14 protein-coding genes, 1 tRNA gene and 1 pseudogene are annotated in these 16,261 nt (G+C 35.9%); 5 read left to right on the plus strand and 11 right to left on the minus strand.

Translation table 11 applies throughout. From position 1 onward, the window contains the following. The first annotated feature begins 72 nt into the window (after positions 1 to 72). The gene (locus OZD68_RS04510; RefSeq protein WP_275009092.1) at positions 73 to 204 is read left to right on the plus strand and encodes a hypothetical protein; all 132 of its coding nucleotides are present in this window, start codon (positions 73 to 75) and stop codon (positions 202 to 204) included. An 82-nt stretch (positions 205 to 286) separates the two neighbouring features. On the opposite strand, the gene OZD68_RS04515 is transcribed toward OZD68_RS04510, so the two are convergent. The 7 genes from OZD68_RS04515 to OZD68_RS04545 form a co-directional block, all read right to left on the minus strand. Further along, on the minus strand, positions 287 to 1,093 hold the full coding sequence (locus tag OZD68_RS04515; RefSeq protein WP_182309590.1) for an SDR family oxidoreductase: 807 nt from the start codon (positions 1,091 to 1,093) through the stop codon (positions 287 to 289). A 5-nt stretch (positions 1,094 to 1,098) separates the two neighbouring features. Continuing rightward, positions 1,099 to 1,743, minus strand: a complete 645-nt coding sequence (locus tag OZD68_RS04520) for an alpha/beta hydrolase (protein ID WP_182309591.1) — start codon at positions 1,741 to 1,743, stop codon at positions 1,099 to 1,101. 397 nt (positions 1,744 to 2,140) lie between these two features. Beyond that, complete coding sequence (locus tag OZD68_RS04525; RefSeq protein ID WP_182309592.1) at positions 2,141 to 2,506, minus strand: hypothetical protein; 366 nt, start codon at positions 2,504 to 2,506, stop codon at positions 2,141 to 2,143. Positions 2,507 to 2,627: 121 nt separating this feature from the next. Continuing rightward, entirely contained in the window at positions 2,628 to 4,295 is a 1,668-nt protein-coding gene (locus OZD68_RS04530; protein WP_182309606.1) for an aminopeptidase P family protein, read from the minus strand. Between the two features lie 8 nt (positions 4,296 to 4,303). Next, positions 4,304 to 6,226, minus strand: coding sequence for a tRNA uridine-5-carboxymethylaminomethyl(34) synthesis enzyme MnmG (gene mnmG / locus OZD68_RS04535; RefSeq protein ID WP_182309593.1), 1,923 nt, complete (start codon positions 6,224 to 6,226; stop codon positions 4,304 to 4,306). Positions 6,227 to 6,336: 110 nt separating this feature from the next. Next, complete coding sequence (locus tag OZD68_RS04540) at positions 6,337 to 6,714, minus strand: hypothetical protein (RefSeq protein ID WP_259366047.1); 378 nt, start codon at positions 6,712 to 6,714, stop codon at positions 6,337 to 6,339. 131 nt (positions 6,715 to 6,845) lie between these two features. Next, positions 6,846 to 6,921: transfer RNA gene (locus OZD68_RS04545), tRNA-His, on the minus strand. Between the two features lie 150 nt (positions 6,922 to 7,071). On the opposite strand from OZD68_RS04545, the gene murJ reads away from it, so the two are divergent. Both murJ and OZD68_RS04555 read left to right on the plus strand, forming a co-directional pair. Beyond that, positions 7,072 to 8,559, plus strand: coding sequence for a murein biosynthesis integral membrane protein MurJ (gene murJ, locus OZD68_RS04550; protein ID WP_182309594.1), 1,488 nt, complete (start codon positions 7,072 to 7,074; stop codon positions 8,557 to 8,559). Positions 8,560 to 8,562: 3 nt separating this feature from the next. After that, positions 8,563 to 11,106 carry an AsmA family protein gene (locus OZD68_RS04555; protein ID WP_182309595.1) on the plus strand — a complete coding sequence of 848 codons (2,544 nt, stop codon included), beginning with the start codon at positions 8,563 to 8,565 and terminating at the stop codon, positions 11,104 to 11,106. Positions 11,107 to 11,160: 54 nt separating this feature from the next. Here OZD68_RS04555 and OZD68_RS04560 read toward each other — a convergent pair. From OZD68_RS04560 to OZD68_RS04570, 3 genes and pseudogenes are all read right to left on the minus strand, one after another. Next, positions 11,161 to 11,634 (minus strand): annotated as a pseudogene (locus OZD68_RS04560) (phage portal protein); the annotation flags it as partial. A 214-nt stretch (positions 11,635 to 11,848) separates the two neighbouring features. Then, positions 11,849 to 12,112: a type II toxin-antitoxin system RelE family toxin gene (locus OZD68_RS04565; RefSeq protein ID WP_182309607.1), complete on the minus strand. Its 264-nt coding sequence runs from the start codon at positions 12,110 to 12,112 to the stop codon at positions 11,849 to 11,851. Next, positions 12,088 to 12,321: a DUF6290 family protein gene (locus OZD68_RS04570; protein WP_010081986.1), complete on the minus strand. Its 234-nt coding sequence runs from the start codon at positions 12,319 to 12,321 to the stop codon at positions 12,088 to 12,090. Before OZD68_RS04570 ends, OZD68_RS04565 begins: the two co-directional genes overlap by 25 nt. A 170-nt stretch (positions 12,322 to 12,491) precedes the next feature. Between OZD68_RS04570 and lipB the strand changes: the two genes are divergently transcribed. Together lipB and OZD68_RS04580 are read left to right on the plus strand one after the other, a co-directional pair. Further along, complete coding sequence (gene lipB / locus OZD68_RS04575; RefSeq protein WP_275009099.1) at positions 12,492 to 13,190, plus strand: lipoyl(octanoyl) transferase LipB; 699 nt, start codon at positions 12,492 to 12,494, stop codon at positions 13,188 to 13,190. Next, on the plus strand, positions 13,190 to 14,215 hold the full coding sequence (locus tag OZD68_RS04580) for an LD-carboxypeptidase (protein ID WP_182309597.1): 1,026 nt from the start codon (positions 13,190 to 13,192) through the stop codon (positions 14,213 to 14,215). The genes lipB and OZD68_RS04580 overlap by 1 nt, the downstream gene beginning before the upstream one ends. A gap of 343 nt (positions 14,216 to 14,558) precedes the next feature. Here the strand turns inward: OZD68_RS04580 and terL are convergent, their stop codons facing one another. Then, positions 14,559 to 16,022 carry a phage terminase large subunit gene (gene terL / locus OZD68_RS04585; protein ID WP_182309608.1) on the minus strand — a complete coding sequence of 488 codons (1,464 nt, stop codon included), beginning with the start codon at positions 16,020 to 16,022 and terminating at the stop codon, positions 14,559 to 14,561. Between the last annotated feature and the right edge of the window lie 239 nt (positions 16,023 to 16,261).

Genomic DNA, 16,261 nt, shown 5'->3' on the forward strand with positions numbered 1-16,261 from the left:
TAACAAATAAAATGCCCATCTCAAATGTTGCTATATTTCACGATATTTCCTTAACTTGACGCGTATGGTAATATGCTACTGGCCTGCTATAGCCATAAACACATATCTTATCGCATTCGGACTACTATAAGAAAGGCTATAATTTACACTTCAGAGTTTATCTACTTTAAAGTTTACTCTATTCTGTTTCAGCATTTGTCATAAATCCTTAATTATTTCTGACTTTTTAGTTCAGTTTTTAACCATTCTTTCCTTAACTTAATGGCAGTGACAATAAGCCTATCTATCATTCTGATGTGATTTCAGTTTTGTTTACGTGCAAACTCTCTAATCCCACCTTGTAGTTAGGATAAATTAGAGAGACATTAAGATCTTTTTTAATTTTAACATTACTTACTTTTTTTGATCCTAAATAAAAACTCTGTGCATAATCTGGTAACTCAATTGGCTCTGGAGGGCTAACATTGAGAAGTTTGGCCGCATACATTATCACTTCAGATCGTGTAGTTGGTAAATCGTCTGCACAATTGTATATTTCACCAGGTTTTATGTTTTGCATGGAAGAAAATAAAATATTCGATATATCTTCAACGTGAATACGAGAAAAAAAATGCCCTTCTTTTTTCACATTTCTTGCTTTGCCAAGCTGCAAGTCAATTAACACGTTCCTACCAGGACCGTATATTCCAGCTAAACGAAAAATATGTACAGGCAATCTGCTATTTAGCCACTTCCTTTCAGATTTAAGGCGCTTTTCTCCTCTGATTTCTATAGGTTTTGTTTTAGATTCCTCATCAACCCAATTACCAGAGTGATCACCATAGACGCTAGTTGCAGACAAATAACCAAGCCATTTAACATTTTGCAGGCAATCACCGTATCTCTCCACAACATCATCGCCATCTGGAGGAATAGAAATTAAAACGTGCGTTGCACTTTTAAGCAGACCTTGGCTAACTTTCTCATAATTACAGAGGATTACATTTTGTATATTTTTACTTCTTGATGTGCCACTAACTTTCCAACCTAAGTTCAGTAGTTTTTTCGATAAAAATTTAGCTACATATCCATAACCAAAGCAAAACAAGTGCATGAAAATTAATTTTTAAAGTTCTTCTTGATAAATTCTACTCCTAATTTTATTCCCTCTTCATTGATAATATGCCCTAATCCATGAATTGGGTGCCCTTCAACATTTACTCCATTTTCTTTCAGAGCTTTAACCGCTAAGTCGAGGGACGAAAAAGGTACCACGTCGTCAGCATCACCATGGATAACACATATGTTAGGTTTTGATTTGATCTCTGGTGCAGTTTTTGAAGGTAAAAGAAACCTACCAGAGTATGCAACAACTGATGCACAGGATTGAGAGCGGGTGAGAGCTGTATGTATTGCAAGCATTGCTCCTTGAGAAAATCCAACTAAGGAAAGTTGCGTATCTTTTAAATTAAGCTCCTTTAATTTTGTATCAATGAAATGATTTACAATTGATGTAGCATTTTTTACTCCATTATATAGCGCTTCCTCACTACGATCTTCCAAACTGAACCACTGATAACCATCACCTATTTCTCTCTCAAACGGAGCATTTGGTACTGCAAAATATGAATCCAGTAAAAACTTGCTCATAACTTTGGCAAGGTGAATAAAATTATCGCCACTTGAGCCCCAACCATGTAAAAAAATAATCAAATTTTTCTTATTTCCGCCTGCACAAATTTCTGGGCCTTTAAGTTCAATCATTTCTTTTCCTTTTGCGTTTATATTTTTATTTAACACTAATTTTCACATTTGTAAAACCAATGTGCAATTACGTTCCCGATACTACAGATAAAGTAACTTAGGTTCATCGACGATTTGAAAAACCGTCATTCCGCTACTCGTTAGCGGCTGAGATACCGCGAATGAATCGCGGTATGACGTAGGGAAAACCTTAGCTATAAACCTCAGAAATAAGAAAACAAACTAGAAAAAACACCTCACTATAACTGCAGCCTTAAGCAACGTACCTTATTTATTTACGAAAACTGGTATAAATGCTATGCAAGTAGCTACACTACTTGCATGGCATCAATAATTGACCTCGACTTACCGTCCAACTAGAAAGTTGTATATAGAATGACAGAAATCCAGATGTTATTTACTTACTTTCGATCTTTTCTATCAATTTTTTAACTAAGCCTCTTAGCTTTTTACTGGATTCATCAAGCTCTTGAATCTGCGAGCTGTGCTCTTTCATTAGTTCCTTATAGTTACCTCTTATGTGGTCAATCATTTCCTTCATCTGAGCAATCATCTTGTTAACATCCATACTGCCCAAATCAGGTATCATGCCAGGCATAGCCCCTTCTAACATACCGCCAGCCATAAGCTGCTGAGACATTTGCATAAATGGTTTTAAAGTCTGATTAAGCAACTCAGGATCCTTGGCTAATTTTTCTATTTGCTCTTTGCAAGTATCCATATACTGCCTCATAAATTCATCTTCTTGCCCTTTGTCTACCATAACTATAACCTACCTGAAAATACGTGTTCTTTATTATATATTATTTTAAAATTAAAAACAATACAAAATACCTGTCACAATTGCATTAATACTTTTTAAATAATAAAAAATGCTCCTTTGCTTATAAAGGGTCACATACCTTCTTTAACCATTCCTTATCTTTTACGCTATTTTCTAAGTTTTTATAGACAAATTGATGGTAGCCATTTATCCATTCAATTTCATCCTTAGTAAGCATTTGCACATTTATTAGTCTTCTATCATATGGAATAGAGGTCAGTTGTTTAAAGTTTAAGAAGCCATTCTCTTGCCTGTCAACATACATCAGATTTTCAATTCTTATTCCATACTCCACCGGAATGTAATAGCCAGGTTCGTTGGATAGTATCATACCTGGTACTAATTTTACTTTATTACTTTTTGATATTGCTTGTGGTCCTTCGTGTACTGATAGGTAACTTCCTACTCCATGCCCTGTACCATGCATATAGTCCATTCCAAATTTCCATAAATGCGTACGTGCCAATATATCCAATTCTCCACCAGTAGTGCCGGGGGGAAAGACGACACTTGCTATAGCAATGTGAGCTTTGAGTACTATTGTATAGTGGGTTATTTGTTCATCAGTTGGATTACCAACTACTACAGTTCTTGTCACATCAGTTGTGCCGTCAAGGTACTGGCCACCAGAGTCAATCAAATATAGTCCATTTTTCTGAATTACCTTATTCGTCTTACTGCTTGCACGATAGTGAATTATTGCACCATTTTCATTAAATGCGGAAATTGTTGGAAAGCTCAATTGTTTAAACAAATTCTGCTCTTTTCTGTATTCTAAAATCTTTTCTTCAGCTTCAAGTTCTGTACCAACATTATTTTCAAGCCAATATAGAAAATTTGTAACTGCCACTCCATCTCTGATATGCGCATTTATAGCCCCAGCTATTTCAGTTTGGTTTTTTGCTGCTTTATAAATTAGACAAGGATCTTCTCTCTCAGCTACCTGTTTATCTTTTATTACAGCCATGATACTCATTGGAGTTGTGTTTGGATCTATAACTATTGAATTTAGCTTGTGCAGCGAATTTTCTAGCTCACTAATATCAAAAATATTTATATGGTTGCCTAAATTTGCTTCTATAGTTGAATGTTCTTTATCTTGAATAAACAAATCAACATTACCGCTTTTATACAATATAGCACGGCCCAATATACATGGAGTATATTTAGCATTTTCATTTCTTAAATTTAATAACCACGAAATTGAATTTGGATCAGTTAAAAGCACTGTTTCAGCTTCTTTATCTATACTTTTAGCGACTTTTTCACATTTGTCCTTACTACTTTTACCAGCATATTTAATAGAATGTAAAACCACTGCTTGTTTTCGATAGTCACTTTTTTTTCCAGCTAAACATGGTATTAATTTACAGATATTCTCATACTTTCTTATATCTTCGATGGTAAAATATTGCAAATAATAACCTAGTGAGGCAGTCGATGTTAAGTTTGCTTTTATCCATTCGCGTGGATCCTCTTCTTGTATATTATATACTTGAAAATTGACACGATCGAGCTGATTGCGAGCTTGTGTAATATAGCGTCCATCCGTAAAAAATGGGCACTTGTTGTCTTTTGTAACGATAAGTAGCCCATTTGTTCCTGTAAAGCCACACAGCTTTGTTAGCTCCTCTGAATACTCATTTAAATATTCATCTTTAGTATGCAACATAAATGCATCAACGTTTATCTCGTGCATAAAAGAACGAAATTCTTCGATTTTTGACATAGAACACCTCATACAAAATTAGCAGCCACTTTCGTTTTCCTGTTTCTCAAATACACTAATATGCTCACTATCGCTGCAGGAGTGATGCCTTGTATTTGCTTTGCAATGCCAATCGTCGCTGGTTTTATCGTCTGCAACTTTTCTATTACTTCACTTGACAGGCCTTTAACTTGTGAATAGTTAAAATCAATTGGAATTTGAGTGTTAATTTCCTCTCGTAAAAACTTCATATCCGCTTCTTGTCTTATTAGATAAGGTTTGTATTTTGCTTCAATTTCAACCGCTTCACATATTTCATTCTTAGTTATGCTACCCATTGCGGTGCCATCCCAGCGCGTGATGCTGCTTAACTCCGGCCATATTTCTTGTAATTTATTCCAGTCGATGTTTGGATAGCTAAGTAAATCTAGTGCCGTTTTTCTTATCCCATCATAAGATATTTTGATACCATAAGACCTAAGCTGCTCAGGAGTAATCGTCAGACTCCCTAACTTCTCTTCAAGCTGCTTAATGGATTCAAGTTTATTCTGTAAAACAGAGTATCTCTCATGCGAAACAAGGGAAATATCATAACCTTTTTGTGTTAATCTTCTATCTGCATTGTCTGACCTGATAGCTAGCCTATATTCTGCACGTGAGGTAAATAATCTATAAGGTTCGATCACCCCTTTGGTGACTAGATCATCTATCATTACGCCGATATATGAGTCTGTGCGATGAAGAACAAAGCTTTCTTTTTTTTCAGATGCAGAGAGTGCTGCATTAATTCCGGCAATAATTCCTTGCCCTGCTGCTTCTTCATATCCAGTAGTGCCATTAATTTGGCCAGCAAAATATAGGCCTTTAATTTTCTTAGTTTCAAGAGTATGGCTTAGTTCTCGTGGATCAATATAGTCATACTCAACTGCATATCCAGGTCTTAGTATTTCTGCATTTTCAAGTCCCTTGATACTCTTTATCATTTCACACTGGACTTCAATAGGCAATGAATTCGAAATTCCGTTCGGGTATATAGTATCATCATTCAAGCCCTCTGGTTCCAAAAATATTTGATGACTACTTTTTTCTGCGAATTTTTTAACCTTAGTTTCAATGGATGGGCAGTATCTTGGTGCTATAATATCATCCAAATACGAAGAAGCTGACCTGTGCAGATTCTCTCTAATTATTTTATGCGTGTTTTCATTAGTATGGGTAATAAAGCATGATACCTGAGGTTGGTTAATTTTTTCTGTGAGATAAGAAAACGGCACAGGTGGATTATCACCCACTTGTTCTTGCAATATTGACCAGTTTATAGTGCCACGATCAAACCTTGGCGGAGTTCCGGTGCGCAATCTACCTAATTTAAAATTATATTTCTTCAACGTATTTGCAAGTTCTACTGCAGGCTTATCTCCCATTCTCCCTGAAGGAGTTACCTGCTCTCCTATATGAATTACACCTTGCAGGAAAGTTCCCGTAGTTAAAACAACTTTACCTGTTAGTATATGTTCCCCTGAGCTTGTTATTACAGCTTTAATGCACAATTCTACATTCTTATTACTCTCTATAAGGAAATCGTCAACCGACTCTTCTTTTACCGTCAAATTGTTATAATTTAGAATAATTTCCTGTATTGCTTGCTTGTACAATTTTCGGTCTGCCTGTGCACGTGGTCCCCACACCGCCGCACCTCTGCTGCTATTTAAAATGACTGAGTGTATACTTGCTTGATCGATTGCTCTTCCCATTATTCCATCAAGAGCGTCAACTTCCCTGACTACAACGCCCTTTGCAACTCCTCCGATTGCTGGATTGCAGGACATTTCCCCTATAGTTGAAATTTTATGAGTTATAAGCAGCGTGTTTGCACCAAGGCGAGCTGCAGCAGCAGCAGCTTCGCACCCTGCATGACCACCACCTACTACTACTACATCATATTTATGCATGCCTTCTTGAGTAATTCTTACTCTACTAATATTCTAACTATTAGCGGTTAATGTCAAATCTTGTTATTCCAATGTTGCACACTGGAATAACGGAAACCTTTTTGGTTAGCTTAAACGTCCTGCTTTTTTGAAGAAAAACACTCGACTATAGGAGAGATGATGTATTCATTTACTTTTTCAGCAGCAGATAGTGTAGCTATGGCTGCAAAGACCCCTGCAATTGGTGCTATGGCTCCTATTACAGCACCTGCTAAAGCTGCAGAGCCCATTCCAAGCATTGCGCCAGGAAAAATAGCAGTTGCGGCTGCAGCAAGGCCAACTCCAATTGCAGCACTTGCAACGCAGAAACAAGCAAGCATGAAAAGATCTGTTTTGGAGAATTCTCCTATTTTTACATCATTGTATATCAAATATGCAGCGAATAATATTGAAGGAACGGCAGCAACAATTCCACCTATAACCAAAGGTGACAAAGCTGTAAAACTCAATCCCAAACCTGTCAATGCTCATATTACTGATACTGCACCTAAAAGTATTAAATCTCCTTTATCCATACAACCTCCATAATAAATTGATATATTACCATTTGTTCATATTTCTGTAAAGTAGAAAACTTTAGTGGGGCGAGCGACCAGGATCGAACTGGCGACATTCAGTACCACAAACTGACGCTCTACCAACTGAGCTACGCCCGCCAAGGTATAAAATTTCTAACATAAGAGCGCAAATAGTCAATTGATTATTTAACCCTCCTTTTGCAGAGGGTTTTAAGTTTAGCCAATAAATATTTTCATTGATACTTTTACCATTATAGTTAATTGTATTGACACTAATGAAGTAGTGGTATGTTTAAAAGTATTTTCACATTTAGTTTTTTTACCGCTATTTCAAGGGTCTCAGGGTTAATAAGAGATGTATTGATTGCTACGGTTATTGGTGCAAACTCTCTTGCAGACATATTTTTTTCTTCGTTTCGCTTTGCCAATCTATTTCGAGCATTTTTTGCAGAAGGAGCGTTCACTACCTCATTCATACCGTTATATTCGACAGAATCATATGATAATAAAAAGGCATTTAATTTTGCAAGTAGTGTAATATCCATTAAGTTTATCATCTTAGTAATTTTTTGCCTTATCATGCAAACTTTCTCCCCTTATATGATTCAAATTTTTGCTCCTGGATTTGACCAAAGTAAGTTTACCCTTACTGTTACTTTCTCAAGAATTATGATGCCCTACATAATCTTTGTTTCAATTGCATCACTTATTGGTGGAATGCTGCAAGTAAAGCAGCATTTTGCTTCAACAGCTATTGCACCAATCGTTTTGAATCTCTGTTTAATCATCAGTTTGTTTGTGCCTTACGTAAAAACTCCAGCGCACAACCTTTCTATAGCTGTCCTTATAGGAGGAATTTTCCAGCTACTTTTGATACTATTTAGTGCATACAAGTTAAAGGCAGCTTTTTCTTTTAGCCTTGAATTAAGCAATGAAGTAAGGTTGTTTTTTAAGCGTGTGGTACCTGCAATTATCAACAATTGTGTAACTCAAATAAGCTTATGGATTGATACAATCATGGCGAGTTTTATACCAAATGCGGTGTCCTATATATATTATGCCGATAGACTAAATCAACTACCGCAGGGAATAATCGGTACTGCAATTGGTACAGTGCTTCTTCCTTTAATTTCAAAACAGGTGGATAATACTGAAAATATAGTCAAAATACAGAACAAGGCTCTCAACATAGGATTAATGTTAATTATGCCAACAACTGCTGCCTTTATCATTATTCCCGACATAATTTTACTTACGCTTTTTTCTTACGGCCGGTTTGATCATTATGCAGTGCAGCAAACTGTTCCCACTTTAATAGCATTTTCTCTTTCTTTACCTGCATTTATTATAAATAAAGTATTGTTACCTACATTTTTTGCTAAAGGCAATCTGAAAATACCAACCATATTTTCGCTAATGTGTCTTGGAATTAATGTAGTGCTAAACCTTTTGTTAATGAACGAGTATCAGCATACGGGGATTGCTATTGCTACTTCCGTTTCCACTTGGATAAACTCTATTCTATTAATTAGTTATTTAACAATAAATAAAATGTATAAGGTTAGCCAAGCGTTATTGTTAAATGTCATGAAAATTTTTGTAGCAACGGCAGTCATGTCAATAGCCCTTTATATTTTTAATTCTTTGTTGGCAGGATTATTTTTTGATAAAATGTTGGCTCGTATTGTTTATTTAACGACTTTAATAGCTTTGAGTGTTATTGTTTATTTTGGTATTCTCTATTTAATATTTAAGGGAAACTTTAAGCATGTGTAAATTATGAGACTTTCTTTATATGCTATATTATCAATCTCACTGCTATTAATTCTCATGCATGTTGCTGCAACTTTTAAGGATTGGAGTGGCTACAGAAAATATATCATAAAAGAGTTAGAGAAGACGTATGATGCTAAAGTGCATATTGTGGGAAAAATTAAAGTTTCGTTGATTACCACAAAGCTCACTATTTATAATGTATACGTACAATACAACGAAAATAAAGAGCAAAAGTTGTCAGATTTAATTAGTGTAAGAAAAATTGAAATAAGGCCATCGTTCCTATCGTTGTTTTTATTTTCGTTGCAACCAAAGTCAATCACATTGTTTGGCATGAAAAGCAACAAAGAAAATTTACTGAATATTATAAATACAAACGCCAGTGGTAACACAGTCAATATAGTAATAAAAGACAGCCAAGTAAGTTTCAAGAATGATTTCGCTGATATTGTTAACATAAAGGAAGTTGCTGTAAAAAAAAATAAGCAGTTTTTTGGTAAAGTAAAGGTAGGTGATAATAATTACGATTTTTCAGGAAAGGTTAATATCACAAAAAGGAATGTACACATTAGTGTTGAATCAAATTTTGTAAATTTGCTATTTACAGGTAATAGAAATCAAGAAGAACTCCAGGGTAATTTAACATTAACAATTAATAACAGTTCCGGTTCTGTGAGTGATTTAGCAAAAATCATTAATCTTAGCTTTCTCTCTTGTGTTATTCCTAGCGAAAATATCAAGATATCATCCAATATAAGTCTTAATGAAAGTGAGTTTACGGCAACTGACTTAAAAATTGATTCCAAAAGCATGCAAGCCAGCGGTACAATACAAAATGATAGAAAAGGCAATCACACTAATTTCAATATTAGCTTCAGTAAAGTTGATTTAGATTCCATACAAAATGATTCACAAAGAAGAATGAATATGAAGGATCTTCTGGAATGTTTTAGAGCAGTTGTGCCAAAGAACTTGAGCTTAAATTTTAATATGGAAGCTTCTAACATTCAATATCAAAACAAAATATTGGACAATTTCCGTGCTGTACTAAAATCCACTGATGGCAAAGTAAAAGTTAATACGCTTCTTAAATTTCCTGGAATCAATAATATATCTTACTTATCAGGAGAGATCTCAAACAATAATGTCCTATCTGAATTCAACGGCGATTTATTAGTCGAAGGAAATGATTTTGGGTCATTCATTTCATGTTTTTTCCCTTCTATAAAGATGAAAGAAAACCAGAAAAATCAATTTACACTAAGTTCCAAACTGCAACTTGCACCAAGAATATTATCTATCTCAGACATTAGACTGCTAAATAATAAGGAATCCTTGCAAGGGTCAATTAGAGTAAGCCATACAAAAAAACACAATGTGGTCAATGGTGAATTTAGCATGCATAATCTTGATGCAGATAAATATGATCATTCATTATTTAGCAGTTTACCTAAAATGCAATGGCTGAAAAATTTTCAGTATGATGCAAATATAAAGGCCCGTGTTAATAACCTTACATTGAATGATACGAAAATTAAAAATTTGGATTTTTTGCTGAAAATGGAAAAAGGTAAGCTAGTTGCAGATAAAATAAAACTATCTGGAGAAGATTTCGATATTACCGGTAATGCAAAAATATTAGCAGATCAAAAATACGCCAAACCTTTATTAGATGTTAACCTTACGGGCAGTAAATTTAATGGAAAAATTATTACATTACCAAATTTAGTAGAGACGAAAAGAAATTCAAGAAATGAGATAGATCAAATTCAATGGTCAACAAAGCAGCTTGATTTTTTGGATGACAAAGAAGGCTTTGATGCAAATGTGCAAATCAATACTGCAGAATTTAAAACCGAGCATAATGTTTTGAAAGATTTTAATTTGGATGCGGTAATGAGAAACAACACTATCACTATCAGGCAGGCAAGTTACGTATTAGAACGCGGGCAAGTGTTTTTTCAGGGTTATTTAAGATCAGACTCAATAAATACAAGGTTTTCTATTGTAAATTTGGACACTAAAAAGATTGGTAAGGTTATAGGAATTGACAATGTAAATGGTCAGGTAAGCTTAAATGGTGAAATCAAAACTCAAGGAAAAAGTTTTCATGATTGGGCTAGTAACTTATCAGGAGATATAAATTTACAAGCACAGGGAATAGAATTTACTAATGTGGATTTTAATTCATTTATCACTAATTTGTTAAGCAGTAAGAATAAGTCTGAAATTTCCACACTTGCTTATATTGATATATATAATGGTAAAACATTTTTTGAAAATATTAGCGGAAAAGCAAGTATTAAGAGTGGTATATGTTCAACTAGTTTACAGTTCGGGATTGATCAAGCATCAGGATCAATCTCTTCTAATTTAACCTTATCTAACTTCACTTTAAATTCTATATTCAGGTTCTTTTTCATATCACCAGGTTATAGTAATCCAATCTATATCGATATGCATTTGGATGGCCCTATTTGGCGTCCTAAGATGAGTTTTGATGTAGACCAAATCTTCACCGCTCTGGTTGGCAAGAAAAATAGTTGATTTACTTAGGCGTACGGTTTAGGGGACGATGAACTCATCTGAACGGATACAAACTTAACCTAACTCATCACCACCTGGCAGTGGTGGCAAGCCAAATGCTTCTCTCTTTTCGTTGAGCGTCATGAAGCTTGCGTTTTCTACGTATTTCCACAACTTTTGTCTTTTTTCCATGAGAATTTCTATTGCATCTTTGTCATACGACAAGCACAGATCTTCACCAAATTTTGGTGTTAGCCAAGAATTCATGTGACAGATAATATTTTCTAGCGTTGGTAAAACCGTCTGCTCCCAGAGGGATAAGCGTGCTTCGACTAAATTACTATAAGTGTTATCACCTGGTATGCCAAGCAACTGCGGCGGAACGCCAAAAGCCAGGGCAATATCACGAGCTGAACTGTGTTTGGACTCAATGAAATCCATATCCCTCGGCGAAAGACTCACCTCCTTCCACTCCAAGCCTCCTTCAAGCAATATCGGTCTCCCAGCGTTTATAGAACCTGAATAATGATCATTTATAGCCTTTCTTATAATAGTCCGAATGCGATAAGATATGTGTTTATGGCTATAGCAGGCCAGTAGCATATTACGGTCTGTTCGGATTATTGTAAAAAGAGCTATAAATGGCAGGCACAATAAGGGGTAGCAAAAAGAATGAGCTTTTTTTTTGAGCTGAGCGAAGCCACCTAAGGTAGAAAATGAATCAGGAAGGAGTAAAAATATATTTAATATTTATATGATGTACTTACTTATAAATATCTTTTCTGTGTCCTATCTCTGTGATAACCACTTCATATTTTATAATATTTACGGAATAGATAACGCGATAATCACCTACCCTTAATCTTCTTTGTCCTTTAAATCTGTAATATAATGGCTCACCAAGGTTAATGGGATCAACTGTAAGGCGCTTATTTATCGCATTTATGATCCCTAATCTTATTGTTTTTGGAAGAGCTGGAAGGTCTTTCTCAAGAACGCTTTCTATGAAGATAATATTGTATTCCAGTCTACATCCTCACTTCTAATTTTCTTTACACCTGAAACATTACGTTTAGCAGCACGCTCAATTAGTATTTTATCTTCCTCATTTTCAATTGCTTCTTGTATTAGCTTCTCTGTTAGTTCTTTAATGGACTTATTTCTTATTTTAGCCAGTCCAGCAAGACACTCTGAAATTTCGTTGTTGAAAGTTATGCTAAATTTTGAGTTTGCCATATGTTTTACCTAAAATCTACTAACAATTGTACAACATTTTTCTGAATTTTTCAATAAAAAAAGTTGCCTATACGTAAAGAGGACCTGTGTTGACAAATAATTAAACATTTGTCATGTACTATGTTTGTTAAGGAGAAATAGCACAGAAGTTAGTATTAAGTATATTAGGAATAAGAAAGGCTGCGCTCAGTGTCACACACTGGAATAACAGGAAAAAACGAACTGCTGTACTAAAAAAAAAGAAATTGAACATGACAGAATGGCTAATATCTAATCAGCTTATTGATTATAACTGTGCCGTAAAATCTATGGAAGAGAAAATTCAACAAATTCACAATAATTCAGCAGACGAATTAGTATGGCTACTCCAGCACCCTCCACTTTACACTGCAGGAATCAGTGCAACAGCTGATGATATTGTTGAAAAACTATTTCCCATATATAAAACAGGAAGGGGTGGTAAACACACATATCATGGTCCAGGACAGCGCATTATATATTTAATGTTAAACCTTAAAAAAAGAAACAAATGCGATATAAAGCTATATATTAGAGATCTAAGTAAGTGGATCATAAATGTTTTAAAGCAATTTAATATACTTGGAGAGTTTAGAGAAGATAGAATAGGCATTTGGGTAAACCATAACGGAGTAGAAAAAAAAATTGCAGCTTTTGGTATCCGTTTAAGAAAATGGGTAACTTATCATGGCATAGCGCTTAACGTCTTTCCAGACCTCTCTCACTATAATGGTATTATTCCTTGTGGGTTGCAAGGTTATGGCGTCACGTCAATGGAAGAACTAGGAGTGAAAGTTCCACTCTCTGAATTGGATGATATACTAAAAAAAGAGTTTTATAAGATATTTTAATGATTGTTTACCTTTTATATTTCATTCTCACTTTATGTGCTAACACAGGTATTCATGCAATCGACCAAGTTGATATTATTGCTCCTTCTTCGAAGGGAAAAGAATTAGATCTGACTACTATAAAAGAATATGTAGAAGCTTTGGATTTTAATCCCCATATTTCGGAGAAAATATATAGTAATGATAATCCATTTTATTCCAACTCTGATGAATTCAGAGCAAATGATTTGATTAGTGCACTAACCGGTGATAGTAAAATAATCTGGTGTATCAGAGGAGGAGAAGGGGCTTCTCGGTTAATTCCCTATCTAGAAAAGTTACCCAATGATAAAAAAGAAAGGATTGCTCAAAACAAAAAGATCCTCATAGGCTATAGCGATATAACTGCCTTGCACATCTATCTACAAGCTAAATATGATTGGCAAACTCTTCACGGCACCATGTTGGAAATGATAGTAAATAACTCCGTTTCTGAAAGCTCTGTTGAAAAATTGAAAGAGTTAATTCTTAACAAGCGGGATTCTATCAGATTTGATAACCTAAAGACGATAAATAATGGCATTAGACTAAAAGATGGCAGATTAGAGTCTAAAATCATCGGTGGTAATATGACTTTAGTTGAAAACAGTATAGGAACTGTTTGGCAAATAAATGCGAAAGGTAAAATTCTATTTTTAGAGGACATAAGAGTCTACCCATACGCAATAGAGCGCAGTTTAGATCACCTAAAACAAGCTCACATCTTTGATGGAGTACATGCAGTAATCTTTGGGGATTTCGTTAACTGCTATAACGATAACCTTGTTGAAGTTGTAAAAGAAAGGTTTGCAAAAAGTGTTAACTTTCCTGTATTTACTATGAAAGGGGTAGGCCATGGACATACAAATGATCCTTTACCTTTTAACACTCACGCTATTATTAGCGTTCAAGACGAAAAAGAAGGTTTGTTTTTTATGGACGTGCAGAATTTAGCTAATCTTATAGCTAACGCGAGCTCTACGTCATACCGCCGCAGTATCTCTTAGCCGCTAACACGTACTTAACCGTCATACCGCGATTCATTCGCGGTATCTCATCTGCTAACAAGAGATCCAGCTAACATGTAGCGGGATGACGAATTGCTTAACCGTCATTCCGCCGCAGACCGTCATACCGCCGCGGTATCTCTTAGCCGCTAACACATAGCGGAATGACGAAGTTATCGTCATGCCACCGCGAACCGTCATACCGCCACGAACTGTCATACCACCACGAACCGTCATACCGCGATTCATTCGCGGTATCTCTAGATCCCGCTAACACGTAGCGGGATGACGGTTTTCAGTGTGTCATGCAAGTAGCTGACTACTTGGATCTGGTAGGCTTAAATCACAATGCCCGTAAAGCTGCGACCCTAGAGCTACTATCTCTCACCCACTGCAAATATTGCACGGTACTATCCACTTGATCATCGTGTCGAGTTTCAGGAAACATTAAAATCTCATACTCAAAATCGTTCAGCCATACTGCTTGGTGCGGCAGAAAAACCTTGCCAGACTCTATAATCGGAACAATTTGATAAAATCGAGTGAGTTTGTCATCATGTGGTACTATTTCGATAATTGGTAAATCACTGTTTGTCTTTAGCTCTTGCACCAATTGCTGACCACTTGTTTTTGCTTCGATTAAAATTGCGTGCGGTGTCCATCTTGCAGCTAGTGACAGAACTTGCTCTTTAAGCTTTGGATACTCAAGCTTTGCGCGATATACATCGAGTAAATAGAATTTATTGCCCACTTTTGTCCAGGTGGTGCAGACGCTAAAGTTGCTCATGCTGCTTGTTGAAACTGCAGTGTCCCAGCTCTGAGTGACATATGAGAGACTATCAGAAAAATTTCTATAGCGCTTCAGCCACTCTCGTTTAATTATACCACTTGAAAGTGGCAGAGGGTTTTGTTGATATTGTGCAGCAAAAGCGTAACTTCCAAGTTCAACCTTTATCATCTCAACTTCTTCTTTTCCTCCATCGAGGGGATATAGCAACTGACCTTCTTCTCTTGAGTATAATATTACGGGTGGTGTCATTCTAGCACTTGATGCTGTAATCCAGCTTTTGTACTCATTTGTAGTTACTCGGGTGACAGGAAGAAGAAAAGGAGGCGCTGGCTTTTTGATTGAATAGATAATCTCCTTATTTTCAGATATCATCGGTAAACAAGTATGGTTCCGTATGTTTTTCGGTTTGGAGAGAAGGTGCCCGGTTAAATCTTCTTGATGTAGCCTATGCATCACAAGAACAATTACTCCTTTTTTTCTATTGTTGAGCCTGGCTACTAAAGTCTGGTCAAACCAATTTGTAGCACGCTTTCTAAACGTTTCACTCAAAGCTTGGGCGGGACTCAGTGGATCATCCACGATGATGAAATCACCACCTTCACCTGTTAACGTCCCTCCAACTGACGTTGCGATTCTGTATCCTCTCTGCACTGTTTGAAATTTGTATTTGGTATTCTGATCTTTGGATAGTTCTACCTCTGGAAACAGCTCTCTATACCAACTAGACTGCATTATGCATCTTGTATCGAGCGAGTGCTTTTCGCTAAGAAGCCGAGAGTAGCTTGCAACTATTATTCTTGCAGTTGGCTGATTTCCCAGTATCCATGCGGGCCACGCAACACTAGCGCACAGGGACTTCATTGAACGCGGAGGCATATTGAATATTATTCGCCTCATTTTGCCAACATTTGCCGCTTCAAGTCTGTCTGCTATGACTTTTATATACTGATAATCATTATACTCACACCCCGGCACCACCGTTTGAAAGCACAGTTCAATGAATTTTAGAAAGTTCATGATATAATGTTGAAAGATGTCATCCAAGTAGCGCCTTTCTTGTCATCCCAGTGCTTGACACTGGGATGGCTTTGTTGCATCGCTCTTCGGATAGTAGGTAACGCACAATAAATTTATGAAGCTATCTCAAATTTAGCCATACCAATATCAGTGAACTTATTGAGCAAATAGCATTTATAGCTCTTTTTACAATAATCCGAACAGATCATAATATGCTACTGCTCTACCATAGCCATAAG

The sequence above is a fragment of the Wolbachia endosymbiont of Drosophila bicornuta genome (assembly GCF_028982105.1).
Lineage (GTDB): Bacteria > Pseudomonadota > Alphaproteobacteria > Rickettsiales > Anaplasmataceae > Wolbachia > Wolbachia pipientis.